Source organism: Streptomyces sp. NPDC001606 (assembly GCF_053596835.1).
On sequence record NZ_JBSFHC010000004.1, the window covers coordinates 190,793 to 216,501 of the forward strand.

The following is a 25,709-nucleotide window of genomic DNA, read 5'->3' on the forward strand; positions in this document are numbered from 1 at the left end:
GCCACCACACTCCGGCGACGTCGTTGCACCCACCACCGGTATCCCATACGTTCCGGTTTGCAGCGGAATGTCGCTCAGGGAGCCGCCCATGCCGACCGTGCCGTCCGTGCCGACGTCGCACACCCCACCGCAGACCCTGACCCGGTCCGCCGACCCCTGCCACGCGCCGCGCCGCGAGGACTGCCCGTGGTGCGGCTCGCGGTCCCTGCGCACCCGGGTGCGCGCGGCGGCCGAGGGGCGGTACGGCCCGGGGGCCTGCGCCGTGGACGAGTGCCGCGACTGCGGCCACGTCTTCCAGAACCCCCGGCTCACCGCGGAGGGCCTCGCCCTGCACCACCGGGACTTCCACGAGGGCCGGCTGGAGGACTTCGCCGAACGGGTCCTGTCCCCCCGGGCGGTGCGCCGCCGCCACCGGGCCGCGGCCCGCGCGGTGCTGCCGCTGGCGGATCCGGAGAGCTGGCTGGACGTGGGCACGGGGTACGGCTCCTTCCCCGAGACGGCGAAGGAGGTCTTCCCGTACACCTCCTTCGACGGCCACGACCCGACCCACCGGGTGGCCAAGGCCCTGCTGGAGGAACGCGTCGAGGAGGCGCACCAGGGCGAACTCACCGCACCGGAGCTGCTCGCCCGGCTGCGCGGTCGCTACGACGTCGTCAGCATGTTCCACCACCTGGAGCACACCCCGGACCCGCGCGCCGAACTCCGCGCGGCCCTGGGCGCCCTGCGCCCCGGCGGCCATCTGCTCATCGAGGTCCCCGACCCGCGCTGCGCGTTCGCGCCGCTGCTCGGCCGGCGGTGGCTGCCGTACGGCCAGCCCCGCCATCTGCATCTGATGCCGCTCCGCAACCTCTGCGCGGAACTGACCGAGCGGGGCTGCACGGTCCTGTCCACCCACCGCAGCGCACCCCACCTCCCCTACGACGTCGCGGCCGCCGTCTCCCTCTCCGTGGCCCACGCCCACCCCGCACTCCGCGCGACGGCCACCCCCCTCATCGGCCTGGCCTCAGCCCTCGACCACACCCTCGCCCCCCTCCTCCGCCACACCCCCTTCGCCAACTCCTACCGCATCCTCGCCCGCAAGAACTGAGACCCCCACAGTCGCGCGGCGACCCCTCAGCCCCGCAGCACCAGCGCCTGCCCCGCGACCACCAGCACAACCTCCTCGCACTCCGCCCCGAACGCCGCGTTCAGCCGCCCCAGTTCGTCCCGGTACCGCCGCCCCGACGCCGTCGCCGGTACGATCCCCGACCCCACCTCGTTCGACACCGCCACCACCGTCCGCCGCGCCCCCCGCACCGCCGACGTCAACTCCCGCACCCGCTCCCGCAGCGCCTTCTCACCCCCGCCCGCCCACTCCGCGTCGTCCCACGCGCCCACGGAGTCCATGACATCCGTCAGCCACAGCGACAGGCAGTCGATCAGCAGCGGCGGCCCCTCCTCGCCCAGCAGCGGCAACAGATCCGTCGTCTCCGCCGTACGCCACGACCCCGGCCGCCGCTCCCGGTGCGCCGCCACCCGCGCCGCCCACTCGGTGTCCCCGCCCCGCGTCCCGCCGGTCGCCACGTACAGCACATCCGGGAAGGCCTCCAGCCGCCGCTCGGCCTCCACCGACTTCCCCGACCGCGCCCCGCCCAGCACCAGCGTGCGCCGCGGCACGTCCGGCACGTCCTCGTACGCCCCGACCACCAGCGTCGTACCGTCCGGCACCGCCCGCGCCCCGGCCGCCGCCAGCCGCCGCCGCAGCTCCGGGCCGGGCGGCACGTCGTGGCCGACATGCACGGCGAGCACATCCGTCGTCGGGCCCACCGAGCCCACCGCCCGCAGCCGGGCCAGTGCGTCCGGGCGCCCCACCACGTCCGCGAGGACCATCTCGTACGACTCCGCCCGCGCCTCCTCCAGCCCGGCCGGCGCCCCGCCCGGCGGCAGATACAGCAGCCGCTGTCCGTCCGGCCCGGTCACCGCGTACCCGGTGCCGCCCGCGTCCATCGCCACGGCCCGCACCCGATGCCCCGTCAGCAGCGCCAACTCCCGGCCGTCCGGCACCCGTCCGGGCTGCGGCAGCCCGGCCGGCACCTCGACTGCGGGGCCGTCGTGCGGGTGCGACAGCAGCACCTGCCGCACCCCGCCCAGCGAGTGCCCGGCCCGCGCCGCCGCGAACGCCGCCCCCGGCGTCAGGTCCAGCAGCAGCGCCCCGTCCACCAGCACGGCGGTCGCCGCCCGCGCGTCGGGCCCCAGCGCGCGTGCGCAGGCGGCGCAGGGACAGTCGGGCCGGGGCAGTCCCGCCGGGGCACCAGTACCGAGCAGAGTGATTTCCACGGGACGATTTTCGCTTGTCCTGGCAGGTCTTGCGCTTCCGGCTAGGCTGCCAGGAGTTGGATCACGAGGAGGCCCATATGACGGCATGGACGTGGCGGTTCGAGAAGGCCGACGGGACGGAGGTCCAGCCCGCGGTGCAGCCCGAGGAGTTCACCACCCAGGGGGACGCCGAGTCCTGGATCGGCGAGCACTGGAAGGCGCTCTGCGAGGGCGGCGCGGACCAGGTGCGGCTGTACGAGGAGAACAGCGAGATCTACGGGCCGATGAGCCTGCACGCCGACGCCGACGCGTAGCGAACCCGCCCGGGCGGCCCGGTGGCGAGCGGTGGGGGAGAGCGCCGTACCCCTCCTCACTGCTCGCCCAGCGTCACCCGCACCGTCTTCTCGCCGCTGCCCCGCAGATAGGTCACCGTCGTCCGCTGCCCGGGCCGGTCCGCGGCCAGCGCCTCCGACAGGGAGGTGACGGTGGTGACGGGCTGGTCGCCCAGCCTGGTGATGATGTCCCCGGGCCGCAGCCCCGCCCGGTCGGCCGCGTCACCCCTCTTGGCGGTGACCACCGCCACCCCGGCCGGCTGGTAGCGGACGTCCACCACCGTCCGCACGGTGACGCCGAGCGCGGCCCGCCCGGAGTCGACGACCCGGCCCTTGTCGATGATCTGTCCGGCGACCGTCCGCACCATCGACGCCGGGATCGCGAACCCGATGCCGGGCGCCGCGCTGCCGCCCAGCGCCGGGTCGGCCGCGGCGAGCGTGGGAATGCCGATGACCTGACCGTCCAGGTTCACCAGGGCGCCCCCGCTGTTGCCGGGGTTGATGGCCGCCGACGTCTGCACCATGTTCGGGATCGTGGCGCCCGTACCCCCGCCGTCGCTGCCCTCGCTGACGGTCCGTCCGGTCGCCGAGACGATGCCCTGGGTCACGCTGGAGGACAGCCCCAGCGGCGAGCCCATGGCCAGCACGATCTGGCCCATCTCGACCTTGTCGGAGTCGCCGAGCACCGCCGGTCTCAGCCCCGCCGGCGCCCGGTCCAGCTTGATCACGGCCAGATCCTGCTCGGGGTAGGAGGAGACCAGGCGCGCGGTGAGCGGCTCCTCGGTGCTGGCCGTGGTCACCGTGAACGCCTTCGCGGAGCCGACCACATGGGCGTTGGTGACGATGTGTCCCCTGCCGTCGTACACCACCCCGGAGCCCAGCCGGTTGCCCGCCCGGATCTGCACGACCGACGGCAGGACCTCCCGGATGACCTTCTGGTACTGGCTCTGGAGATCGCCCACGGCCATCGGCACGGCCGCCCGGGCGGCCGCCGGCGGATCCTGGCCGGCCTCGGCCGAGGGGCGCTGGCAGCCGGTGACGAGGCCCGCGCAGCACGCCAGCACCACCACTCCACGCAGCACACCGGTACGGAAAGCATCCATGCCCCGAGTCTCACCGCCCGGTGATCACCCGGCTCCCGCTGTTGCCCCGAACGGATCTAGCCCCGTACGCCGCACAGATGCAGCAGTGCCGCCACCCGGCGGTAGGGGTCCGTGCGGCCCGCGCGTTCCTCGACGGCCAGCAGGGTCTCGAGGTCGTCCGGGATCTGTGTGCCGTCCGCGGCCGTGTCCGTGAAGACCCGCACGCCGTACCAGGCGTGCAGCGGGGCCGCGATCCCGGCGAGCGTCGCGGTGAGCGTGGACAGCCGGTCGGCCCGGGCGTCCAGGCCCAGGCGGTTGCTGTAGGCGGTGGTGTCGAAGGCGGCCAGCGCGCCCGCCCAGTCGCCGGACAGGCCCGGGCGCATCGCGAGCGCGTCGCCGTTGCGGACCAGCAGGGAGAGGAGTCCGCCGGGGGCCAGCATCCGCGCCAGCCCCGCCACCAGCGGGTCGGGCTCCTCGACGTACATCAGTACGCCGTGGCAGAGCACCACGTCGAAGCTGCCCGGCAGGAAGTGCACGCCGGTGTCCCGCCCGTCGCCCTGCACCAGCCGGACCCGCGCGCGGATGCCCTCCGGCTCGGCGGCCAGCGCCTCGCGCGCGGCGGCGATCATCGCCGGCTCCCGCTCGACCCCGGTCACCTGGTGGCCGAGCCGGGCCAGCCGCAGCGCCTGCGTGCCCTGGCCCATCCCGACGTCGAGCACCCGCAGCCGCTGCCCGACCGGGAACCGCCCGGCTATCTGCTCGTCCAGCTGGCGGGCGACCAGCTCCTGTCGTACGACATCACGCAGGCCGCCCAGCCTGTGCAGCCAGGCCTTGGCCGCGCCCCCGGTGAAAGCCTCTGCGCTCAGGGCCGCTCTCCGCGCTTGACCTGCGGCTTCGGCAGCCGGAGCCGGCGCATCTGGAGGGAGCGGAGCAGGGCGTAGGCGACCGCGCCGCGGGTGTTCTCGTCCGGGAAGCGCTCCTTGAGCCGCTTCTTCAGCCGGAAGCCGCTGAACGCCGCGTCGAGCACGATCAGCACGATCACCACCAGCCACAGCAGCAGCGCCACGGACTGGATCGCGGGCACCTTCACGATGCTCAGCACGAGGATCACCACGGCGAGCGGCAGGAAGAACTCCGCCACGTTGAACCGGGAGTCCACCCAGTTCCGGGCGAACTTGCGGACCGGGCCCTTGTCCCGGACCGGCAGATACCGCTCGTCGCCGCCGGCGAGCGCCTGGCGCTGCCGCTCCAGCGCCTGCCGGCGCTCCTCGCGGTTGCGCTGCGCTGCCTCCTTGCGGGTCGTCGGCGTTTGGGCCACGCTTCGGCGCTGGGACTGGGCCTCACTGCGCTTGGGCGTGGGCCGGCCCTTCGGGGCCTGCGGGTCACGGGGCTGCTTGGAGTCGGTCACCACGGCCTTGTCGGCGGGCGCCTTCTCTTCCTTGGCACGGCTACGGAACACAAAACCCAAGGGTACGGGCTTCCCGGGCATGGACCCCAGCCCTTCGGGGAACGATCCGGCAACACCGGACGCACACCGGCGTGCGCGCGGGCCTGTGGAAGGGACAGAACCGGGACACAACCGGGACCGAACCGGGGTCGGAAGATCCGGGGACCCGGAGGAGGATCTGAGGGGCCACCTACTCCTCAGGCCGGAGCGGTGCCGTCCGCAGTCGTTCTCGGGGATGAGCGCATCAGCCCCTGGACAGTGCGGTAATGGAGGCAGGGCCCGTACTGTGGGTTCTGTCGCTGGATCTGTGAGCTGGAGTCCGTCAGAAGGGGGCGCGCGAAGCCCATGAGCGGTGTCATGAAGCGTATGGGGATGATCTTCCGCGCGAAGGCGAACAAGGCCCTTGACCGGGCCGAGGACCCGCGCGAGACCCTCGATTACTCGTACCAGAAGCAGCTGGAGCTGCTCCAGAAGGTGCGCCGCGGCGTCGCCGACGTGGCGACCTCCCGCAAGCGCCTGGAACTCCAGCTCAACCAGTTGCAGCAGCAGTCGTCCAAGCTGGAGGACCAGGGCCGCAAGGCGCTCGCGCTGGGCCGGGAGGACCTGGCCCGCGAGGCGCTGTCCCGGCGTGCCGCCCTCCAGCAGCAGGTGACGGACCTCCAGACGCAGCACGCGACCCTCCAGGGCGAGGAGGAGAAGCTCACCCTGGCGGCCCAGCGGCTCCAGGCCAAGGTGGACGCCTTCCGTACGAAGAAGGAGACCATCAAGGCCACCTACACCGCCGCCCAGGCGCAGACCCGGATCGGCGAGGCCTTCTCCGGCATCTCCGAGGAGATGGGCGACGTCGGGCTCGCCATCCAGCGCGCCGAGGACAAGACGCAGCAGATGCAGGCCCGGGCCGGCGCCATCGACGAGCTGCTCGCCTCCGGTGCCCTGGACGACCCGACCGGCATGGCCAAGGACGACATCGCCGCCGAGCTGGACCGGATCTCCGGTGGTAGTGATGTAGAGCTGGAACTTCAGCGCATGAAGGCCGAGCTGGCCGGCGGCGCGCCGCAGCAGGCCATCGAGGGCGGCACCGGTCAGGGACAGTCCCAGCAGCAGCCGCAGGACACCCCGCGCTTCGACAAGCAGTAGGGGTCATGCCGAGGAGGCCGACGTGATCGTAAGGATCATGGGGGAGGGCCAGGTGAGCGTGGACGACGCCCACCTGGCCGAGCTGAACCAGCTGGACGACGAGCTGCTGGCCGAGATGGAGAGCGGCGACGAGACCGGCTTCCGCCGCACCCTCGACGCCCTGCTGTCCGCGGTCCACCGGCTGGGCGTCCCGCTGCCGGACGACTCGCTGGAACCGTCGGACCTGATCCTGCCGTCGGCGGACGCGAGCCTGGAGCAGGTCCGCGACCTGCTGAGCGACGACGGCCTGATCCCCGGCTGAGCTCCCGGGTGCCGGGAAGGTGACGGACACGGGGGCCTCGGCCGCCGCCGTACTGTTCACACCGTGAGCACTCTCGACCGCGCCCGCTGCCGCCTCGGCGCCCACCCCCTGGCCCTGGACGCGGCCCTCGCCGCAGGCGTCCTGGCCTGCATGATCGCGGGTTCCTTCGTGGTGCCCCAGGGAGCGCACGGGGTGACCTGGGGCGTCCGCACCCCCGATCCGCTCAGCCTCCTGCTGATGCTGCTCGGCGCCGCGGCCCTGGTCTTCCGCCGCCGCGCCCCCATGCCGGTCCTCGCCCTCACCGGCGCCCTCTCCCTCGTCGAGTTCGTCACCGGCGACCCGCGCGCCCCGGTCGGGATGTCCGCCGTCATCGCCCTGTACACCGTCGCCTCGGCCACCGACCGCACCACCACCCTGCGCATCGGCCTGCTCACCACCACCGTGCTGACGGCCGCCGCCATGCTCGGCGGCCCGCTGCCCTGGTACGCGCAGGAGAACCTGGGCGTCCTGGCCTGGACCGGCATCGGCGCCACCGCCGGGGACGCCGTCCGCAGCCGCCGCGCGGTCGTCCAGGCGATGCGGGAGCGCGCGGAACGCGCCGAGCGCACCCGCGAGGAGGAGGCCCGCCGCCGGGTCGCCGAGGAGCGGCTGCGCATCGCCCGCGATCTGCACGACGTGGTCGCCCACCACATCGCCCTGGTCAATGTGCAGGCCGGTGTCGCCGCCCATGTCATGGACAAGCGGCCCGACCAGGCCAAGGAGGCCCTCGCCCATGTCCGCGAGGCCAGCCGCAGCGCGCTGAACGAGCTGCGGGCGACCGTGGGCCTGCTGCGCCAGTCCGGTGATCCCGAGGCCCCGACCGAGCCCGCCCCCGGCCTCGACCGCCTGGAGGAGCTGGCCGGCACCTTCCGCAGCGCGGGCCTGCCGGTGGAGGTGGCCCTTCCGGACCGTACCGGGGACCTGCCGGCCGCCGTCGACCTGGCCGTCTACCGGATCGTCCAGGAAGCCCTGACGAACGCCCGCAAGCACGCCGGGCCCGGCGCCAAGGCGGAGGTCAGCGTCGTACGCGTCGGGTCGGACATCGAGGTCAGCGTGTTGGACGACGGAGCCGGGGAGGCCGCCGTATCGCAGGACGGAGGCGGGCACGGGCTGCTCGGGATGCGCGAGCGGGTCGGGGCCCTCGGCGGCAGGCTGACCACCGGACCCCGCTACGGCGGCGGCTTCCGCGTCCATGCGATCCTGCCCCTCGCAACCGACGCGCGCACGGCCGACGCGCGTACGACGGCCCAGGGGGAGCCCGCATGACGATCCGTGTCCTGCTCGCCGACGACCAGGCACTGCTGCGCAGCGCGTTCCGGGTGCTGGTCGACTCCGAGCCCGACATGGAGGTGGTGGGGGAGGCCTGCGACGGCGCAGAGGCGGTCCGGCTCGCCAAGGAGCACGCCCCCGACGTCGTCCTCATGGACATCCGGATGCCCGGCACCGACGGACTCGCCGCCACCCGGATGATCAGCGCCGACCCCGAGCTGGCCCAGGTCCACGTGGTCATCCTGACCACCTTCGAGGTGGACGACTACGTCGTCCAGGCACTGCGGGCCGGCGCCTCCGGCTTCCTCGGCAAGGGCAGCGAACCGGAGGAGCTGCTGAACGCCATCCGGGTCGCGGCGGGCGGCGAGGCGCTGCTCTCCCCGGCCGCCACCAAGGGGCTGATCGCCCGCTTCCTGGCCCAGGGCGACGGCGACGACGACCGCGATCCCGCCCGCTCCGCGCGGCTGGGCGCGCTCACCGGCCGGGAACGGGAGGTGCTGGTGCAGGTCGCCGGCGGCCACTCCAACGACGAGATCGCCGAGCGGCTCCAGGTCAGCCCGCTGACCGTGAAGACGCACGTCAACCGCGCCATGGCCAAGCTCGGCGCGCGGGACCGGGCGCAGCTCGTGGTGATCGCCTACGAGTCCGGGCTGGTGCGCCCGAGGATGGACTGATCTCCACCCGCGTGTACTGCGCGCGGAGTAGAGATGGCATAAGGAACGGGACCTGGGGCCTACGGAACGGCCCCTGGCCATGGCTCAGGGTGGTGAGGTGGGCGCTCACCCGTGCGCCCCGCCGTGCTTCTGCCGCTCACGGAAGAGGACCCTGACCCATGTCCTGGCTGTCCAGATTCAGCCTCGCCCAACGGGCCCTCATAGGGCTCATGTCGATCGTCGCGCTGGTCTTCGGGCTGATTGCGATACCCCAGATCAAGCAGCAGCTGCTGCCCACCATCAACCTGCCCATGGTGTCGGTCATCGCGCCGTACCACGGCGCCTCGCCCGACGTCGTCGAGAAGCAGGTCGTCGAGCCCATCGAGAACAACCTCCAGGGCGTCTCCGGCATCAAGGGTGTCACCTCCACCGCCAGCGAGGGCAACGCCGTGATCATGGCGTCCTTCGACTACGGCAACGACACCAAGCAGCTCGTCTCCGACGTCCAGCAGGCCGTCAACCGGGCCCGCAACCAGCTTCCCGGCGACGTCGAGCCGCAGGTCATCTCCGGCTCCACGGACGACATGCCGACCGTGGTCCTCGCCGTCACCTCGGACAAGGACCAGCAGTCCCTCGCCGACCAGCTCGACCGGACGGTCGTACCGTCCCTGAAGGACATCGACGGCGTGGGCCGGGTCCAGGTCACCGGCGTCCGTGACGTCCAGGTCACCGTCACCCCCGACGAGGCCGCGCTCGGCCGGGCCGGACTCACCCCGGCCGCCCTCGGCCAGGCGCTCCAGGCGGGCGGCGCGACCGTCCCGGCCGGTTCCTTCGAGGAGAACGGCGCCAACCGCACCGTCCAGGTCGGCGGCGGCTTCACCTCGGTGCAGCAGATCCGGGACCTGATGGTCGCCGGCGCGAACGGCGGCAAGCCCGTCCGTCTCGGTGCCGTGGCCACCGTCGAGGAGCAGCCCGCCCCGGCCGACTCCATCACCCGCACCGACGGCCGGCCCAGCCTCGCCGTCAGCGTCACCATGGACCACGACGGCAGCGCGGTGTCCATCTCCGGCGCGGTCAAGGACAAGCTGCCCGACCTGCGCCGTCAGCTCGGCTCCGGCGCCCGGCTCACCGTCGTCAGCGACCAGGGCCCGGCGGTCTCCAAGTCCATCAAGGGCCTGACCACGGAGGGCGCGCTCGGCCTGCTCTTCGCGGTCCTGATCATCCTGCTCTTCCTCGCCTCGCTCCGCTCGACGCTGGTGACGGCGGTGTCCATCCCGCTGTCCGTCGTCCTCGCGCTGATCGTGCTGTGGACCGACGGCCTGTCCCTGAACATGCTCACGCTGGGTGCGCTGACCATCGCCATCGGCCGGGTCGTGGACGACTCGATCGTGGTGCTGGAGAACATCAAGCGGCACCTCGGCTACGGCGAGGAGCGCAAGGAGGCCATCCTCACCGCCGTGCGCGAGGTGGCCGGCGCGGTCACCTCCTCCACCCTCACCACGGTCGCCGTGTTCCTGCCGATCGGCCTGGTCGGCGGCATGGTGGGCGCGCTGTTCGGCTCGTTCAGCATCACGGTGACGGCGGCCCTGCTGGCGTCCCTGCTGGTGTCGCTGACCGTCGTACCGGTCCTGTCGTACTGGTTCCTGCGCGCCCCGAAGGGCACCCCCGAGGACGCCGAGGAGGCGCGCCAGCGGGCCGAGGAGAAGGAGGCGAACAGCCGTCTCCAGCGCGCGTACGTCCCCGTGCTGCGCTTCGCCACCCGGCGCCGGCTGACCAGCGTCCTGATCGCGATCGTGGTCCTGGTCGTCACGTTCGGCATGTCCGGGCTGCTGAAGACCAACTTCTTCGACCAGGGCGAGCAGCAGGTCCTCACCGTCAAGCAGGAGCTGAAGGCCGGCACCGGCCTCGCGGCCACCGACGCCCAGGCGAAGAAGGTGGAGAAGCTCATCGCCGCCACCGACGGCGTCAAGGACTACCAGGTCACCGTCGGCTCCTCCGGTTTCATGGCGGCCTTCGGCGGCGGCACGGACACCAACCAGGCCACCTACCAGGTGATGCTGAAGGACTCGAAGTCCTACGACGAGGTCCAGCAGCGCCTGGAGGACGGGCTGAAGAAGCTCAAGGGCATCGGGACCACCACGGTGGCGGCCGGTGACGGCTTCGGCAACCAGGACCTCAGCGTCGTGGTGAAGGCCTCCGACCCGCAGGCGCTGCGCACGGCGGCCGAGCAGGTCCGCTCCACCGTCGCCGGGCTCGACCACGTCACGGACGTCACCAGCGACCTGGCGACGAGCGTGCCGCGGATCTCGGTCAAGGCCAACGCCAAGGCGGCGGCGGCCGGGTTCGACGACCAGAAGCTCGGCGCGGCGGTCGCCGAGGCGGTGCGCGGCACCACGGCGGCCAAGGCGGTCCTGGACGACACCGAGCGCGATGTCGTGGTGCGGTCGGCCAAGCCCGCGACCACGCTCGCGCAGCTGCGGAACCTCCGCCTCGGCCCGGTGAAGCTCGGCGACATCGCCACGGTGAAGCTGGTGGACGGCCCGGTGTCGCTGACCCGGATCGACGGCCAGCGCGCCGCCACCATCACCGCCAAGCCGACCGGTGACAACACGGGTGCGATCAGCACCAAGCTCCAGGCGAAGATCAAGGCCCTGAAGCTGCCCGCGGGCGCCGAGGCGGAGATCGGCGGGGTCAGCTCCGACCAGGACGACGCGTTCAAGAACCTGGGCCTGGCCATGCTGGCGGCGATCGCGATCGTCTTCATGCTGCTGGTGGCGACCTTCCGTTCGCTGGCCCAGCCGCTGATCCTGCTGGTGTCGATCCCGTTCGCGGCCACCGGCGCGATCGGTCTGCTCGTCGCCACCGGCACCCCGATGGGCGTCCCGGCGATGATCGGCATGCTGATGCTCATCGGCATCGTGGTCACCAACGCGATCGTGCTGATCGACCTGATCAACCAGTACCGCGGCCAGGGCTACGGCGTGGTCGAGGCCGTGGTCGAGGGCGGCCGGCACCGGCTCCGCCCGATCCTGATGACGGCGCTGGCGACCATCTTCGCCCTGCTCCCGATGGCCCTGGGCGTCACCGGCGAGGGCGGCTTCATCGCCCAGCCGCTCGCGGTCGTCGTCATCGGCGGTCTGATCACGTCGACCCTGCTGACCCTGCTCCTGGTCCCGACGCTCTACGCGATGCTGGAGCTGCGCAAGGAGCGGCGGGCGAAGAAGCGGGCGGCGAAGAAGGGCGCACCGGCCCCGGCGCAGCCCACCTCCGACGAGCCCGAGCCCGCGAAGGTGTAGCCGCTCGGCACCCGTGGCCCCTTTCCCCCTTGAGCTGTCCTTATCCTGTGGACTCCAACTGCTTCGCGGGGGAAGGGGAACGGGGCGGTGTCACTGCGCATGGAGGAGCCGAGGTCGGTCGGCGGCTATCGGATCGTCGACCGGCTGGGGTCCGGCGGCATGGGGGTCGTCTACCGGGCCCGGGCCCGTTCCGGGCGCGAGGTCGCCGTCAAGATCGTGCATGCCCAGTACGCCGAGGACCCCGTCTTCCGGGCCCGCTTCCGGCAGGAGATCGCCGCCGTCCGCAAGGTGAGCGGCGCCTTCACCGCGCCGGTCGTGGACGCCGACCCGGAGGCCGTACGGCCCTGGATGGCCACCCAGTACGTGCCGGCGCGCTCGCTCGCGGAGTGGATCGAGCAGGCGGGGCCGCTGCGCGCCGCCGAGCTGCGGGGCCTCGCCCTCGGGCTGGTGGAGGCGTTGCGGGACATCCACCGGGCCGGCGTCGTGCACCGTGACCTCAAGCCCGGCAACGTCCTGATGGCCGAGGACGGCCCGCGCGTCATCGACTTCGGCATCTCCCGCGCGGCCGGCGACCGGACCCTCACCGAGACCGGCCACATGATCGGCACTCCGCCGTTCATGTCTCCCGAGCAGCTCACGGACGCCCGTACGGTCGGCCCCGCCTCGGACGTCTTCTCCCTCGGCGCGCTGCTGGTCTACGCGGCGACCGGCCGCGGCCCCTTCGACACCGACAGCCCGTATCTGACGGCCTACCGGGTGGTCCACGAGGAACCGGACCTGGAACCGCTGACTCCGGCCCTGCGCGCCATCCTGACCCGCTGCCTGGCCAAGGACGCCGCCGACCGGCCCGGACTGGACGCGCTGGCGGAGGAGTTCGCGACCGGCCTGCCCGCCCCCGCGCCCGGCGACCTGCCCACCGTGACCCTGCGCCGGCCCGACCCGGAGCCGACCCGCCCCGCGGCGTCCGGGCGGCGGCCCGGGGTGCGTCGCCACCGCGCCCGGCTGCTCGCGCTGGCCGGGGCGTCCGGGGTCCTGGGGATCGCACTCACCGCCTATCTGCTGCTCGGCCCCTCGCAGGGAGGCAGCACCACAGGGGCCGGCGGCACCGTCGGCGCCACGGAGTCCCGCCGCTGGGCGCCGGTGCCGGCCGGCTGGCGCCCCTGGCGGACCACGGTGTTCGCGGACGCCGCGCACGGCGTCACCAAGGCACCCCACGGCTTCGGCGACGGCACCATCTCCTGCGCGCAGGAGTCCGGCTCCCTCTACTGCGCCGGTGACCAGGTCCTGCCGGTCCGGCTCGACGCGCTGACCGGCAAGGTGCTCTGGCGCAGCGACGACGGGCCCGGTCCCAGTGCGGCCCGGTACGAGAACTATGTCCTCGGGGTGCACGACGGCGTGCTGTTGCTGCGCCGGACCCGGTTCCTGGACATGGGCGGCCGCAGCGTGCCGTCCGTCGTGGCGCTCGACACGGGGACCGGGAAGGTGCTGTGGTCCCGGCCGATGTCGGACGAGATGGCCGACATGCCGGCCCTGGTGGCCGGCCTGGCCCTGGCACCCGACACGGGTGCCGGCCATGCGTTCGTCGCGTACTCCCTGCACGGCGGCGGCCGCCGCTGGTCGATGCCGCTGCCCGCGGACCACTCCTGCGACGTGTACGACCCGGACGGCGGCCTGTATGCCGTGTGCAGCCGGTTCACGGGTACCCGGCCGGGCGCCCGGCTGCTCTCCGTCGACCCCGCCGACGGCACCACCCGCACGCTGGCCGTGCTCCCGGCCCGCACCACCTATCTGGGCGCCCTCGGCGGCCGATTGGTCTTCGCCCAGCAGAGCGGGAGGGGGAGCCAGGGCCCGGACGGCACGGTCTACGGCCACGCGATCCTGGTCGACCGGGAGACCGGGGCGCAGCGGACGGTGGCGCTGGCGGGCGGGCCCAAGGGGGACGTGACCCTCGCGGGCGGCATGCTCTGCTTCACCGTCTCCAACGGGCTGGTCACCGCCCACTCCCCGGAGACGGGAAAGCGGCTGTGGCGGACCCGGACGACCCTGGAGCAGCCGGGCCGCCCGGTGGCCGACGGCCCGGACGGCACCGTGTTCCTGGCCAGTGTCAGCGGCCGCGCGGCCGCGCTGGACGCCCGCCGGGGGCACCGGCTGTGGGAGTCGTACCCCCTGGCCGGCGGCGCGCAGAGCGGCTACCCCGCGCTGGCCCTCCTGGACCGGGGCGCGCTGCTGGTCACCGCGCCCGACGGCACCGTCTTCTCCCTGGACCCGGCGCACCCGGAACGCACTCCGGCCTCGGCGTGACCGCACGCCGAGGCCGGGAGCGACCGGATACACCGGTTACGGCAGGGCGAGCATCCGCTCCAGCGCCAGCTTGGCGAACGCCTCCGTCTCCCGGTCGACCTCGATCCGGTTGACCAGGTTGCCCTCGGCGAGGGACTCCAGGGCCCAGACCAGGTGGGGCAGGTCGATGCGGTTCATGGTCGAGCAGAAGCAGACCGTCTTGTCGAGGAAGACGATCTCCTTGCCCTCGGGGGCGAAACGGTTCGCCAGGCGGCGTACCAGGTTCAGCTCGGTGCCGATGGCCCACTTGGAGCCGGCCGGGGCGGCCTCCAGGGCCTTGATGATGTACTCGGTGGAGCCGACGTAGTCCGCCGCGGCCACGACCTCGTGCCGGCACTCGGGGTGCACCAGGACGTTCACCCCGGGGATGCGCTCGCGCACGTCGTTGACCGAGTCCAGGCTGAACCGGCCGTGCACCGAGCAGTGCCCGCGCCACAGGATCATCTTGGCGGCGCGCAGTTCCTCCGCCGTCAGCCCGCCGTTCGGCTTGTGCGGGTTGTAGACGACGCAGTCCTCCAGGGACATCCCCATGTCCCGGACGGCGGTGTTGCGGCCCAGGTGCTGGTCCGGCAGGAACAGCACCTTCTCGCCCTGCTGGAAGGCCCACTCCAGGGCCCGCTGGGCGTTGGAGGAGGTGCAGATGGTGCCGCCGTGCTTGCCGGTGAACGCCTTGATGTCGGCCGAGGAGTTCATGTACGAGACGGGGACCACCTGCTCGGCGATCCCGGCCTCGGTCAGCACGTCCCAGCACTCGGCGACCTGCTCGGCCGTCGCCATGTCGGCCATCGAGCAGCCGGCCGCCAGGTCCGGCAGCACGACCTTCTGGTCGTCGGACGTCAGGATGTCCGCGGACTCGGCCATGAAGTGCACACCGCAGAAGACGATGTACTCGGCCTCCGGGCGCGCGGCCGCGTCCCGGGCCAGCTTGAAGGAGTCACCCGTGACGTCGGCGAACTGGATGACCTCGTCACGCTGGTAGTGGTGACCGAGCACGAAGACCCTGTCGCCGAGCTTCTCCTTGGCCGCGCGGGCGCGCATCACCAGGTCGGGGTCGGACGGCGACGGCAGGTCACCGGGGCACTCGACGCCCCGCTCGCTCTTCGGGTCGGCCTCGCGGCCGAGCAGCAACAGGGCGAGCGGAGTCGGCTGCACGTCGAGTTCCGGGGTCTGGGCGGTGGTCACGACACGCACCCTTTCTACTTTTCGTCTAACTGACGCTATCTATCATAACCGCTTCACGTCACTTTGACGATGGCCATAGCGTCGATGTGACGTGAATCCCGTGCAGGCAGCCCCCGGGATCGCTGTCCGCGTCTGCGGGCATGTGCGAGCATGAAGACAGAACCGCCAACGCGACAACGCGACTGCCCGGCCCGGAATGAATCCGCGGAAGCGCCGGTTGCACTCGTCGGCAAGCAGTCTCCGTACAACCCGGGAGAGATGTAGATGTCCGTATCGGACGAGACCAGCACCGTCACCGACGGCATCATCCTGACCGACGCCGCCGCGGCCAAGGTGAAGGCCCTGCTCGACCAGGAAGGCCGCGACGACCTCGCGCTGCGCGTCGCCGTCCAGCCCGGCGGCTGCTCCGGCCTGCGCTACCAGCTCTTCTTCGACGAGCGCTCGCTCGACGGCGACGTGGTGAAGGACTTCGGCGGGGTCAAGGTCGTCACCGACCGCATGAGCGCTCCGTACCTGGGCGGCGCCACCGTCGACTTCGTGGACACCATCGAGAAGCAGGGCTTCACGATCGACAACCCGAACGCGACCGGCTCCTGCGCCTGCGGCGACTCCTTCAGCTGAGCCGAAGGCATGACGAAGGCGGCGGTCCGTGCAGCGGGCCGCCGCCTTCGTCGTACGTCCACGCCCCTCAGGGGCGCGAGGGCGCCTGCGGCGCGCCGGGCGCGATCCGGCCGCCGTCCGCGCCGACCACCGCCCGCCCGTCCAGCGGCGCGGCCAGCCGTACCGTCTTCACGAACTCCTTGGCGATCATCACACACACCTTGCCCCGCCAGGGGTGCTCGGTCACGGTCACGGTCACCCGCTCACCGCTCTCCCGCGCCGCCGCCGTGTAGTCGGCGCACACTCCGCCGTAGAAGCGCACGGTCAGCTCCCGGCCCTTCGCCGTATAGCCGGTCACCTTCACCGTCCCCGGCGCCGCGGACCCGGTGGGCGCCGGGGGAGTGGCCGGCGTCGCCGAGGCCACGTACCGCGGATCGACCGCCGGATACGTCACCGTGGACGCGCTCCCCGGCTCCGCCCCGCGCACCTCGAACAGCCAGGACGGCACCAGCGTCTGCCGCCCCGCGACGGAGTGCGCGGCCAGCCCGAACACCGCCCTGCCCACGGTCATCGTGTCCGCGGACGCCCCCGCCGACGGCGCCGTCCGGCACGGCTTCTCCAGCCGGTCCTTCAGCGGCATCGAACGGGTGCACCCGCCGATCCCCATCCGGTGCCCGCCCTTCGGCGCCGCGTTCATCAGCTCCAGCGTCCTGCGCGCCCCCAGGACCGGATACACGGCCCCCTTCACCGGCGTCCCCAGCAGCCCGTGCCCGCCGACCAGCACGCCCTTCCTGTCGACGGTCAGGCCGGTCGTCCAGCCGTACGTCGGCAGCCCGCCGACCACCGGATCCGCGTCGACCACCCGCTGGGCGCCCAGCACCTGGTCCGCCTCGATCTTCGCGCCGCCCAGCCCGGCCGCCTCCAGCACCGGCGCCGCCGCCTTCTCGGCCGCCGCCGCACTCACCGGGGTGCCCGCGGGGGCCATCGGGTCATGCGCGCACAGGACGCCCTTCTTGCAGTCGTCCGTGCCCGGCGCGTACCGGCTGAAGGTCCAGCTGCCCGGCGCGTCCCGGTTCACCTGGAGGCGCGGCCCGGTGCCGTCCTTGCCGCCGACCCGCCAGATCCGGCCCTCGGCCACCGGCGTCCCGTCCACCCCCAGCGCCTTCGCCAGCCGGGCCACCCGGTCCCGGCCGATCTCCGCCCCCGGCCCGTACACCGGCGCCGAGCCGGGCCCGTCCGGCAGCTCGCCCTGCGCCACGTACCGGGCGCCGTACGGATCCCGCTCCCCGGCGCCGTCCAGGACGAGCGGCGGGGGAGTGGTCCCCGCGCCGGCCCCGGCCGAAGCGCTGCCCCGGCCGTCCGGGCCACCGCCCGCGGCGAGATACGCCCCGCCGCCGCCGACCAGCAGCACGGCGGCGGCGACCGAGAGGACGGCCCAGGACGACCGGCGCCGTCCGGCCCGCTCGCCGCCGCCCTCTTCGACCGCGGTCACGTCGCCCCCGGTGGTCACGTCGTCCCCGGGGGTCCCGGACGCCCCGGGGGTCTCGGGAGTCTCGGAGTTCTCGGGCCGCTCGCTGTTCACCGCATCGCTCCTCGCTGGGTCGTATCCCGCATCCCCCGCCCGGGGGACGGCGATGGGACGCGGCAGAGGAGCGCACGGTTCCCGGAAAACGCGCCCCGGCTCAGTCGCCGTAGTCGGACATCGCGTCCAGCAGCCGGGCGGAGCGCGCGGGCACGGTCACCCCGTGGATCAGGGACGGCGGCACCGGCCGGGACTTCGGGCGCTCCGGCACCGCCCAGTGCGGAACCATGCGGGCGCAGTCACCGCGCAGCGCGGCCAGACCCTCTTCCAGGTCGGCCGGGGCGGTGGTGGAGTGGACCTTGAGGTTCGTCATAGTCGAACCGTAGGCACACGAAGACTGCGAAGAAAGATCTACTATCGGGTAGTTTTGCCACCTACAGCGGCGACCTCCGACCGGGTAGCGTGAACTGTCAATCCCGCCTCCCGCAGGAGAATCTCCGTCGTGCGCATTGCAGTCACCGGCTCCATCGCCACCGACCACCTCATGACTTTTCCCGGCCGTTTCGCCGACCAGTTCGTCGCGGACCAGCTGCACACGGTCTCGCTCTCCTTCCTGGTCGACAACCTGGACGTGCGCCGCGGCGGTGTCGCCGCCAACATCGCCTTCGGCATGGGCCAGCTCGGCACCCGGCCGATCCTCGTCGGCGCCGCCGGCTTCGACTTCGACGAGTACCGGGCCTGGCTCGAGCGGCACGGCGTGGACACCGACTCGGTCCGGATCTCCGAGACCCTGCACACGGCCCGCTTCGTGTGCACCACCGACGCCGACCACAACCAGATCGGCTCCTTCTACACGGGCGCCATGAGCGAGGCCCGCCTCATCGAGCTGAAGACCGTGGCCGACCGGGTGTCCGGCCTCGACCTGGTCCTCATCGGCGCCGACGACCCCGAGGCGATGCTCCGCCACACCGAGGAGTGCCGCTCCCGGGGGATCCCCTTCGCCGCCGACTTCTCCCAGCAGATCGCCCGGATGGAGGGCGAGGAGATCCGCATCCTGCTGGACGGGGCGACGTACCTCTTCTCCAACGAGTACGAGAAGGGACTCATCGAGGCCAAGACCGGCTGGAGCGACGCCGAGATCCTCTCCCGCGTCGGCCACCGCGTCACCACGCTCGGCTCCCGGGGCGTGCGGATCGAGCGGACCGGCGAGGACCCGATCGAGGTCGGCTGCCCGGAGGAGGAGCGCAAGGCCGACCCCACGGGCGTCGGCGACGCCTTCCGCGCCGGGTTCCTGTCCGCCCTCGCCTGGGGCGTCTCGCACGAGCGCGCCGCCCAGGTCGGCTGCATGCTGGCGACGCTCGTCATCGAGACGGTGGGCACCCAGGAGTACCGCCTCCAGCGCGGCCACTTCATGGAGCGCTTCACCAAGGCGTACGGCGAGGAGGCCGCGGACGAGGTCCGCGCCCACCTGAGCTGACCGGGCCGGGGCACGCGCCTCAGGCGACCCTGCGCACCACGTAGGCCGTACCCCGCCGAGCCGGTTCCTCTCCGACGTACTCCTGGCCCCGCATCTCGCACCACGCGGGGATGTCCAGCCGCGCCGCCTCGTCGTCGGAGAGGACCCGTACGGTGCCGCCCACCGGCACCTGCCCGAACACCTTCGCCAGCTCGATCACCGGGATCGGGCAGCGCTTGCCGAGCGAGTCGACGACCAGCTCCCCGGGGCCCGGCTGCCCGGCCGGCGCCGCCGCCGGAGCCCCCAGCTGCTCGCGCACCCCCGCCACCGCCCCCGGCAGCACCTCCAGGAACCGCTCCACATCCGCCTCGGCCACGCCCATCGGCAGCGACACCCGGACGTTTCCCTCGCTGAGCACCCCCATGGCCCTCAGCACATGGCTCGGGGTCAGCGTGCTGCTGGTGCAGGAGGACCCGGAGGACACGGAGAAGCCCGCCCGGTCCAGCTCGTGCAGCAGCGTCTCGCCGGAGACATAGAGGCAGGAGAAGGTGACGATGCCCGGCAGCCGCCGCTCCGGATCGCCCACCACCTCCGCGTCCGGCACCAGCCGCGGCACCCGGTCCCGGATTCGCGCCGTCAGTTCCCGCAGCCGTACCGACTCCTGGGCCGCCTCCGCCCGCACGGCGCGCAGCGAGGCGACGGCCGCCACGATCCCCGGGATGTTCTCGAACCCCGGCGCCCGCCCCGACTCCCGCTCGTCCACCGCCTCTTGGGCGGCGAACCGCACCCCCTTGCGCACGACGAGCAGCCCGACCCCCGAGGGCCCGCCCCACTTGTGCGCACTGGCCGCGAGCAGCGACCAGCCGCCCTCGACGGGCCCCCAGCCCAGCGACTGCGCCGCGTCCACCAGCAGCGGCACCCCGGCCGCCCGGCACACCTCGGCCACCTCCGCCACCGGCTGTACGGTGCCCACCTCGTGGTTGGCCGACTGCAAGCAGGCCAGCGCGGTGTCCGGCCGGAGCGCGGCGGCGTACTCCGCGGGGTCGACGGCTCCCGTCCGGCTGACGGCCACCTGGGTGACGGTGCCACCCTCCGAGGTGTGCCGGTCGGCGGAGTGCAGGACCGAAGAGTGTTCGACGGCGGACACGATCAGGTGACGCCCCACCCGCCGCCGCCCGGCCAACGCCCCGGCCACACCCGTGTGTACGGCCCGGGTCCCGGACGAGGTGAACACCACCTCGTCGGCCCGGCACCCGATCGCCTCGGCAGCCGCCTCCCGGGAGGCATCGAGCAGCATCCGGGTCTTTCGCCCCTCCCGGTACAGCCGCGCGGGATCGGCCCACCCCTCATCCAAAGAGGCCAACAACGCCTGACGGGCCACAGGGTGGAGAGGAGCGGCGGAAGCAGCATCAAAGTAGGCCATACGGCAACGCTAAACCGCCGGTCAGGGGGACGCTCCAAAGGGGCGCGAGGAACGGCGCGACCAGCCACAACAGGCCCGCAGCCGCCAATCAAGCGAACCACCCGAGTTAGTAGGCACCCCTCCTCGCGAACCCTCGGAGAGGGTGGGCTAGGGTTTGGTCCGCATAAACATCCAAACCCCTGCCCGACGCAGGGCGGCGACCGACCAGCGAGAAGGCCGCAGCCGACCGCGCGGGCGAGACTCTCGGGAAGGCGCTACGTGAGTCCCAACGGCTCCGACCGCTCGCCGCGGCGCCCGATGCGGCGGAAGCTGCTGCAGGCACTGACCGCGGGCCTGGTCCTGGCGACCGCAACCGGTTGCACATACAAGGACTTCCCCCGCCTTGGCATGCCCACCCCGACCACGGAAGAGGCTCCGCGGATCCTCTCCCTGTGGCAGGGCTCCTGGGCTGCCGCGCTGGCCACCGGCGTGCTGGTGTGGGGCCTGATCCTGTGGAGTGCTTTCTTCCACCGGCGCAGCCGCACCAAGGTCGAGGTACCTCCGCAGACTCGGTACAACATGCCGATCGAGGCCCTGTACACGGTGGTCCCGATCATCATCATCTCGGTGCTCTTCTACTTCACGGCCCGGGACGAGTCGAAGCTCCTGGACCTCTCCAAGAAGCCCGACGTCACGGTCAACGTGGTCGGCTTCCAGTGGAGCTGGGGCTTCAACTACGTCGAGAACGTCCCGGGTGTCTCCGGTGACGCGAAGACCGACAAGAACCTGGACGCCATTCCGGACCGGTTCAAGAAGGACTTCCCGGCGAACGCCGGCGGTGTCTACGACGTCGGCACGCCCGGTACCCGGAACCCGCAGACGAACAACCCCGGTCCGACCCTCTGGCTCCCCAAGGGCAAGACGGTCCGGTTCGTCCTGACCTCCCGGGACGTCATCCACTCCTTCTGGGTGGTGCCGTTCCTGATGAAGCAGGACGTCATCCCGGGCCACACCAACGCCTTCCAGGTGACCCCCAACAAGGAGGGCACCTTCCTCGGCAAGTGTGCTGAGCTCTGCGGCGTCGACCACTCCCGGATGCTGTTCAACGTGAAGGTCGTCTCCCCGGCAGCGTACGAGCAGCACCTCAAGGACCTCGCCAAGAAGGGGCAGACCGGTTACATTCCCGCCGGCATCGCGCAGACGAGCCACGAGAAGAACCGGGAGACGAACAACCTGTGAGCATCCTCAACGAACCCCAGGGTGCCGCGGCAGCTGACGGCTCGTACTCCGACGAGCTGCCCGTCAGGCGCAAGCAGCCCGGCAATGTCGTGGTGAAGTGGCTGACGACCACCGACCACAAGACGATCGGGACGATGTACCTCGCTACGTCGTTCGCGTTCTTCCTGATCGGCGGCGTGATGGCGCTGCTCATGCGCGCCGAGCTGGCCCGTCCGGGCTTGCAGATCATGACGAACGAGCAGTTCAACCAGGCGTTCACGATGCACGGCACGATCATGCTGCTGATGTTCGCGACGCCGCTGTTCGCCGGCTTCGCGAACTGGATCATGCCGCTTCAGATCGGCGCGCCGGACGTGGCGTTCCCGCGGCTGAACATGTTCGCCTACTGGCTGTACCTGTTCGGCTCGCTCATCGCCGTGGGCGGCTTCCTCACCCCGCAGGGTGCGGCCGACTTCGGCTGGTTCGCCTACTCCCCGCTGTCGGACGCGGTCCGCAGCCCGGGTGCCGGCGCCGACATGTGGATCATGGGTCTGGCCCTCTCCGGCTTCGGCACCATCCTCGGCTCGGTCAACTTCATCACCACGATCATCTGCATGCGTGCCCCGGGCATGACCATGTTCCGCATGCCGATCTTCGTGTGGAACGTGCTGCTGACCGGTGTGCTGGTCCTGCTCGCCTTCCCGGTGCTGGCCGCCGCGCTGTTCGCCCTGGAGGCGGACCGCAAATTCGGTGCCCATGTGTTCGACGCGACCAACGGCGGAGCCCTGCTCTGGCAACACCTCTTCTGGTTCTTCGGCCATCCAGAGGTGTACATCATCGCGCTGCCGTTCTTCGGCATCATCTCCGAGGTCATCCCGGTCTTCTCCCGGAAGCCGATGTTCGGCTACATGGGCCTGGTCGCCGCCACCATCGCGATCGCCGGTCTGTCCGTGACGGTGTGGGCCCACCACATGTACGTCACCGGTGGTGTGCTGCTGCCGTTCTTCTCCTTCATGACCTTCCTGATCGCCGTCCCGACCGGTGTGAAGTTCTTCAACTGGATCGGCACGATGTGGAAGGGCTCGCTGTCCTTCGAGACGCCGATGCTCTGGGCCGCCGGCTTCCTGATCACCTTCACGTTCGGTGGTCTGACCGGTGTCATCCTGGCCTCGCCCCCGATGGACTTCCACGTGTCCGACTCGTACTTCGTGGTGGCCCACTTCCACTACGTGGTCTTCGGTACGGTCGTCTTCGCGATGTTCTCCGGCTTCCACTTCTGGTGGCCGAAGTTCACCGGCAAGATGCTCGACGAGCGCCTCGGCAAGATCACCTTCTGGACGCTGTTCATCGGCTTCCACGGCACCTTCCTGGTCCAGCACTGGCTGGGCGCCGAGGGCATGCCGCGCCGGTACGCCGACTACCTGGCGGCCGACGGCTTCACCGCGCTGAACACGGTCTCGACCATCTGCTCGTTCCTGCTCGGCCTGTCGATCCTGCCGTTCCTGTACAACGTCTGGAAGACGGCCAAGTACGGCAAGAAGATCGAGGTCGACGACCCGTGGGGCTACGGACGTTCGCTCGAGTGGGCGACCTCCTGCCCGCCGCCGCGGCACAACTTCACCACCCTGCCGCGGATCCGCAGCGAATCCCCGGCGTTCGACCTGCACCACCCCGAGATCGCCGCGCTCGAGCAGCTTGAGTACGCCGGCCACGGCGCCAGCGCCGTCGAGGGCAGCAAGGAGGCCGGCAAGTGAAGATCCAGGGCCGGATGTTCATCTGGCTGAGCTTCTTCATCCTGATCATGGCCGTCGTGTACGGCGTGTGGTCGAAGGAGCCGGCCGGTACCACGGCGCTGTTCATGGCCTTCGGCCTGAGCATCATGATCGGCTTCTACCTGGGCTTCACCGCCCGGCGGGTCGACGCGGGTGCGCAGGACGACAAGGAGGCCGACGTCGCGGACGACGCGGGCGAGCTGGGCTTCTTCAGCCCGCACAGCTGGCAGCCGCTCATGCTGGGCGTCGGCGGCGCGATCGCCTTCCTCAGCATCGCGGTCGGCTGGTGGCTGATCTACTTCTCCGCGCCGTTCATCCTGATCGGCCTGTTCGGCTGGGTGTTCGAGTACTACCACGGTGAGAACCGAACCCAGTAGCACACGCGCACACATCCGGGAGCCCGGATCCTCCGCCAGGAGGGTCCGGGCTCCCGGCTTTGCGTATCCGTCGTTCGCAGCAGTGTCGTTCGCTCGTACGGGTTACGTGCCGCGCCGGTAGGGTCTCCCTCTCATAGCGTGATCGTATGAACCACACTCCGCGGACCCGCACCGTCGTCAGCTGCACCTTGCTGGTGACCGCCCTCGGCGCGGGCGTCACCGCCTGCGGTTCGGACGGCAACCCCCTGTCGGCCAAGCCGTACGACGCAGCGGGCCTGATCGACTTCAACGGCCCCGTCGGTGAGGGGAAGCGGGCCGATCCGGACAAGCCCCTGGAGGTCACCGCCAGGAGCGGCGACGGACGGATCACCGACGTCACCGCCCAGGACTCCACAGGACGCTATGTGGCGGGCGAACTCGCCGCCGACGGCAGCCGCTGGCACAGCACCTCCCCGCTGGCCGCCAACGCCCACTACACGGTCACGGTGAGCACCGAGGACGAGGACGGCGCGCCCGGCCGCAAGGTCCTCGCCTTCGACACCAGCAAGCCCACCAGCAAGAAGCGGCTGACCGTCACCTTCGGGCCGGACGCGGGCCAGTACGGCGTCGGGCAGCCCATCACCGCCCAGCTCGACCAGGAGATCAAGGACCGGACCCAGCGGGCCGTCGTGGAGCGCGCCCTGCGGGTGGACTCGACACCGGCCGTGCAGGGCTCCTGGTACTGGGTGAGCGACAAGGAACTCCACTACCGGCCCAAGGAGTACTGGCCCACCCACACCACCATCCAGGTGCACAGCAACCTGGAGGGCATCAGGATCGGCGACCGGCTGTGGGGCGGCCGGAGCAAGCCGCTGAAGCTCACCATCGGGGAACGCATCGAGGCCGTCACCGACGCCGCCGCGCACCAGCTGACGTTCTACAAGAACGGCGAGGAGATCAACCAGATCCCGGTCACCACCGGCAAGCCCGGCTTCGAGACCCGCAACGGCGTCAAGGTGGTCCTCGCCAAGCAGTACTTCGTGCGGATGCGCGGCACCACGGTCGGCATCGCCGAGGGCAGCTCGGACTCGTACGACCTGCCGGTCTACTACGCCACCCGGGTCACCTGGTCCGGCGAGTACGTCCACGCCGCGCCCTGGTCCGTCGGCTCACAGGGCTACGCCAACGTCAGCCACGGCTGCACCGGGATGAGCACGTCCAACGCCGAGTGGTTCTTCGATCACATCCACGAGGGCGACATCGTCAGGGTCGTCAACTCCAACGGCGACCCCATGGAGCCGTTCGGCAACGGCTTCGGCGACTGGAACGTCGACTGGAGGAAATGGCGCGAGGGCAGCGCCCTGTCCAGTGGCTCGCCGGACGGCCCGGCGGCTCAGGACGCGGTACGCCTGCGGCCCACGGCGGTGTGAACACCCGCAGGGGGCGCGCGGAACCGCACGGCGGCCCGGCCCGGGCCGGCACCCGCACAGGCTCCTCGCGCCCCGTCGTCCCGCTACGCGCTCAGCAGCCGCTTCTGCCGCAGCAGGGAGGCCAGCTGGGAGGCGAACTCCACCGGGTCCACCGGCAGCGTGACCGCCGCGTCCGCCCGGCTCCACGTGGCCAGCCAGGCGTCCTGCGGCCGGCCCATCAGCAGCAGCACCGGCGGGCAGCCGAACACCTCGTCCTTGATCTGCCGGCACATCCCCATGCCCCCCATGGGCACGGCCTCGCCGTCCAGGACGCACACGTCGATGCCGCCCTTGTCCAGCTCGCGCAGCACCGCCTCCGGCGTCGCGCACTCGACGAACTCCACGACAGGGACGTCCGGAGCGGGCCGGTGGCCGGCTGCCAGCCGGACCTGTTCCCGCGTGTTGGAGTCGTCGCTGTAGACCAGCACCGTGGCGGTCGGCTGCATTGTTCCTCCGGGACGTCAGCGTCGTACGGACAGCACGGACAGGGCCGTTCGGGCGGATGTTACTCCCGTCGAAGTCCCCATGAACACCACGTCAA

23 protein-coding genes are annotated in these 25,709 nt (G+C 71.8%); 14 read left to right on the forward strand and 9 right to left on the reverse strand.

Annotated elements, in window-relative coordinates; genetic code table 11:
• Window positions 1-88: 88 nt before the first annotated feature.
• Window positions 89-1,087, forward strand: coding sequence for a class I SAM-dependent methyltransferase (locus ACWCV9_RS10605; RefSeq protein WP_450785503.1), 999 nt, complete (start codon window positions 89-91; stop codon window positions 1,085-1,087).
• Window positions 1,088-1,113: 26 nt separating this feature from the next.
• Here the strand turns inward: ACWCV9_RS10605 and ACWCV9_RS10610 are convergent, their stop codons facing one another.
• On the reverse strand, window positions 1,114-2,316 hold the full coding sequence (locus tag ACWCV9_RS10610; RefSeq protein WP_450785505.1) for a bifunctional adenosylcobinamide kinase/adenosylcobinamide-phosphate guanylyltransferase: 1,203 nt from the start codon (window positions 2,314-2,316) through the stop codon (window positions 1,114-1,116).
• 77 nt (window positions 2,317-2,393) lie between these two features.
• Here ACWCV9_RS10610 and ACWCV9_RS10615 point away from each other — a divergent pair, with 77 nt between their 5' ends.
• On the forward strand, window positions 2,394-2,609 hold the full coding sequence (locus ACWCV9_RS10615) for a hypothetical protein (protein WP_450785506.1): 216 nt from the start codon (window positions 2,394-2,396) through the stop codon (window positions 2,607-2,609).
• 56 nt (window positions 2,610-2,665) lie between these two features.
• Here ACWCV9_RS10615 and ACWCV9_RS10620 read toward each other — a convergent pair whose 3' ends face one another.
• The 3 genes from ACWCV9_RS10620 to ACWCV9_RS10630 form a co-directional block, all read right to left on the reverse strand.
• Window positions 2,666-3,730, reverse strand: coding sequence for a S1C family serine protease (locus tag ACWCV9_RS10620; RefSeq protein ID WP_450785508.1), 1,065 nt, complete (start codon window positions 3,728-3,730; stop codon window positions 2,666-2,668).
• A gap of 56 nt (window positions 3,731-3,786) precedes the next feature.
• A complete protein-coding gene (locus tag ACWCV9_RS10625) occupies window positions 3,787-4,491 on the reverse strand; it encodes a class I SAM-dependent methyltransferase (protein WP_450785788.1) in 705 nt (234 codons plus the stop codon).
• An 80-nt stretch (window positions 4,492-4,571) separates the two neighbouring features.
• The gene (locus tag ACWCV9_RS10630) at window positions 4,572-5,198 is read right to left on the reverse strand and encodes a DUF3043 domain-containing protein (protein WP_450785509.1); all 627 of its coding nucleotides are present in this window, start codon (window positions 5,196-5,198) and stop codon (window positions 4,572-4,574) included.
• 303 nt (window positions 5,199-5,501) lie between these two features.
• On the opposite strand from ACWCV9_RS10630, the gene ACWCV9_RS10635 reads away from it, so the two are divergent.
• The 6 genes from ACWCV9_RS10635 (at window position 5,502) to ACWCV9_RS10660 (ending at window position 14,152) form a co-directional block, all read left to right on the forward strand.
• Window positions 5,502-6,293 (forward strand): PspA/IM30 family protein, encoded by a 792-nt coding sequence (locus ACWCV9_RS10635; RefSeq protein ID WP_385844060.1) that lies wholly within the window; start codon window positions 5,502-5,504, stop codon window positions 6,291-6,293.
• Window positions 6,294-6,315: 22 nt separating this feature from the next.
• Window positions 6,316-6,594, forward strand: coding sequence for a PspA-associated protein PspAA (pspAA, locus tag ACWCV9_RS10640; protein ID WP_450785511.1), 279 nt, complete (start codon window positions 6,316-6,318; stop codon window positions 6,592-6,594).
• A gap of 63 nt (window positions 6,595-6,657) precedes the next feature.
• Window positions 6,658-7,899: a sensor histidine kinase gene (locus ACWCV9_RS10645; protein ID WP_450785512.1), complete on the forward strand. Its 1,242-nt coding sequence runs from the start codon at window positions 6,658-6,660 to the stop codon at window positions 7,897-7,899.
• A complete protein-coding gene (locus ACWCV9_RS10650; protein ID WP_450785514.1) occupies window positions 7,896-8,576 on the forward strand; it encodes a response regulator in 681 nt (226 codons plus the stop codon). The genes ACWCV9_RS10645 and ACWCV9_RS10650 overlap by 4 nt, the downstream gene beginning before the upstream one ends.
• 158 nt (window positions 8,577-8,734) lie before the next feature.
• A complete protein-coding gene (locus tag ACWCV9_RS10655) occupies window positions 8,735-11,851 on the forward strand; it encodes an efflux RND transporter permease subunit (protein ID WP_450785516.1) in 3,117 nt (1,038 codons plus the stop codon).
• An 87-nt stretch (window positions 11,852-11,938) separates the two neighbouring features.
• Complete coding sequence (locus tag ACWCV9_RS10660; protein WP_450785518.1) at window positions 11,939-14,152, forward strand: protein kinase domain-containing protein; 2,214 nt, start codon at window positions 11,939-11,941, stop codon at window positions 14,150-14,152.
• Between the two features lie 36 nt (window positions 14,153-14,188).
• Here ACWCV9_RS10660 and nadA read toward each other — a convergent pair whose 3' ends face one another.
• Entirely contained in the window at window positions 14,189-15,373 is a 1,185-nt protein-coding gene (gene nadA / locus ACWCV9_RS10665) for a quinolinate synthase NadA (RefSeq protein ID WP_450785519.1), read from the reverse strand.
• 264 nt (window positions 15,374-15,637) lie between these two features.
• Between nadA and ACWCV9_RS10670 the strand changes: the two genes are divergently transcribed.
• The gene (locus ACWCV9_RS10670; protein ID WP_385844052.1) at window positions 15,638-15,994 is read left to right on the forward strand and encodes an iron-sulfur cluster assembly accessory protein; all 357 of its coding nucleotides are present in this window, start codon (window positions 15,638-15,640) and stop codon (window positions 15,992-15,994) included.
• 67 nt (window positions 15,995-16,061) lie between these two features.
• On the opposite strand, the gene ACWCV9_RS10675 is transcribed toward ACWCV9_RS10670, so the two are convergent.
• Both ACWCV9_RS10675 and ACWCV9_RS10680 read right to left on the reverse strand, forming a co-directional pair.
• Window positions 16,062-17,555 carry a hypothetical protein gene (locus tag ACWCV9_RS10675; RefSeq protein ID WP_450785521.1) on the reverse strand — a complete coding sequence of 498 codons (1,494 nt, stop codon included), beginning with the start codon at window positions 17,553-17,555 and terminating at the stop codon, window positions 16,062-16,064.
• Window positions 17,556-17,655: 100 nt separating this feature from the next.
• On the reverse strand, window positions 17,656-17,868 hold the full coding sequence (locus tag ACWCV9_RS10680; RefSeq protein WP_385844048.1) for a hypothetical protein: 213 nt from the start codon (window positions 17,866-17,868) through the stop codon (window positions 17,656-17,658).
• Window positions 17,869-17,997: 129 nt separating this feature from the next.
• On the opposite strand from ACWCV9_RS10680, the gene ACWCV9_RS10685 reads away from it, so the two are divergent.
• Window positions 17,998-18,972 carry a carbohydrate kinase family protein gene (locus ACWCV9_RS10685; RefSeq protein WP_385844047.1) on the forward strand — a complete coding sequence of 325 codons (975 nt, stop codon included), beginning with the start codon at window positions 17,998-18,000 and terminating at the stop codon, window positions 18,970-18,972.
• A 19-nt stretch (window positions 18,973-18,991) separates the two neighbouring features.
• On the opposite strand, the gene ACWCV9_RS10690 is transcribed toward ACWCV9_RS10685, so the two are convergent.
• A complete protein-coding gene (locus ACWCV9_RS10690) occupies window positions 18,992-20,374 on the reverse strand; it encodes an aminotransferase class V-fold PLP-dependent enzyme (RefSeq protein ID WP_450785523.1) in 1,383 nt (460 codons plus the stop codon).
• Between the two features lie 258 nt (window positions 20,375-20,632).
• Here ACWCV9_RS10690 and ctaC point away from each other — a divergent pair, with 258 nt between their 5' ends.
• The 4 genes from ctaC (at window position 20,633) to ACWCV9_RS10710 (ending at window position 25,129) form a co-directional block, all read left to right on the forward strand.
• Window positions 20,633-21,592 (forward strand): aa3-type cytochrome oxidase subunit II, encoded by a 960-nt coding sequence (ctaC, locus tag ACWCV9_RS10695; RefSeq protein WP_385844044.1) that lies wholly within the window; start codon window positions 20,633-20,635, stop codon window positions 21,590-21,592.
• Window positions 21,589-23,325 carry an aa3-type cytochrome oxidase subunit I gene (ctaD, locus tag ACWCV9_RS10700; protein ID WP_385844043.1) on the forward strand — a complete coding sequence of 579 codons (1,737 nt, stop codon included), beginning with the start codon at window positions 21,589-21,591 and terminating at the stop codon, window positions 23,323-23,325. The genes ctaC and ctaD overlap by 4 nt, the downstream gene beginning before the upstream one ends.
• The gene (locus tag ACWCV9_RS10705) at window positions 23,322-23,720 is read left to right on the forward strand and encodes a cytochrome c oxidase subunit 4 (protein ID WP_385844042.1); all 399 of its coding nucleotides are present in this window, start codon (window positions 23,322-23,324) and stop codon (window positions 23,718-23,720) included. Before ctaD ends, ACWCV9_RS10705 begins: the two co-directional genes overlap by 4 nt.
• Window positions 23,721-23,866: 146 nt before the next feature.
• Complete coding sequence (locus ACWCV9_RS10710) at window positions 23,867-25,129, forward strand: Ig-like domain-containing protein (RefSeq protein ID WP_450785525.1); 1,263 nt, start codon at window positions 23,867-23,869, stop codon at window positions 25,127-25,129.
• Window positions 25,130-25,212: 83 nt separating this feature from the next.
• Here the strand turns inward: ACWCV9_RS10710 and ACWCV9_RS10715 are convergent, their stop codons facing one another.
• A complete protein-coding gene (locus tag ACWCV9_RS10715) occupies window positions 25,213-25,614 on the reverse strand; it encodes a response regulator (RefSeq protein ID WP_385844039.1) in 402 nt (133 codons plus the stop codon).
• Between the last annotated feature and the right edge of the window lie 95 nt (window positions 25,615-25,709).

Excerpts from the sequence above, each read along its gene's own strand:
- ACWCV9_RS10605 (WP_450785503.1), top strand. The coding sequence starts at position 89 with ATGCCGACCGTGCCGTCCGTGCCGACGTCGCACACCCCACCGCAGACC.
- ACWCV9_RS10615 (WP_450785506.1), top strand. The coding sequence starts at position 2,394 with ATGACGGCATGGACGTGGCGGTTCGAGAAGGCCGACGGGACGGAGGTC.
- ACWCV9_RS10620 (WP_450785508.1), bottom strand. The coding sequence starts at position 3,730 with ATGGATGCTTTCCGTACCGGTGTGCTGCGTGGAGTGGTGGTGCTGGCG.
- ACWCV9_RS10630 (WP_450785509.1), bottom strand. The coding sequence starts at position 5,198 with ATGCCCGGGAAGCCCGTACCCTTGGGTTTTGTGTTCCGTAGCCGTGCC.
- ACWCV9_RS10635 (WP_385844060.1), top strand. The coding sequence starts at position 5,502 with ATGAGCGGTGTCATGAAGCGTATGGGGATGATCTTCCGCGCGAAGGCG.
- ACWCV9_RS10650 (WP_450785514.1), top strand. The coding sequence starts at position 7,896 with ATGACGATCCGTGTCCTGCTCGCCGACGACCAGGCACTGCTGCGCAGC.
- ACWCV9_RS10655 (WP_450785516.1), top strand. The coding sequence starts at position 8,735 with ATGTCCTGGCTGTCCAGATTCAGCCTCGCCCAACGGGCCCTCATAGGG.
- ACWCV9_RS10670 (WP_385844052.1), top strand. The coding sequence starts at position 15,638 with ATGTCCGTATCGGACGAGACCAGCACCGTCACCGACGGCATCATCCTG.
- ACWCV9_RS10680 (WP_385844048.1), bottom strand. The coding sequence starts at position 17,868 with ATGACGAACCTCAAGGTCCACTCCACCACCGCCCCGGCCGACCTGGAA.
- ACWCV9_RS10690 (WP_450785523.1), bottom strand. The coding sequence starts at position 20,374 with ATGGCCTACTTTGATGCTGCTTCCGCCGCTCCTCTCCACCCTGTGGCC.
- ACWCV9_RS10710 (WP_450785525.1), top strand. The coding sequence starts at position 23,867 with ATGAACCACACTCCGCGGACCCGCACCGTCGTCAGCTGCACCTTGCTG.
- ACWCV9_RS10715 (WP_385844039.1), bottom strand. The coding sequence starts at position 25,614 with ATGCAGCCGACCGCCACGGTGCTGGTCTACAGCGACGACTCCAACACG.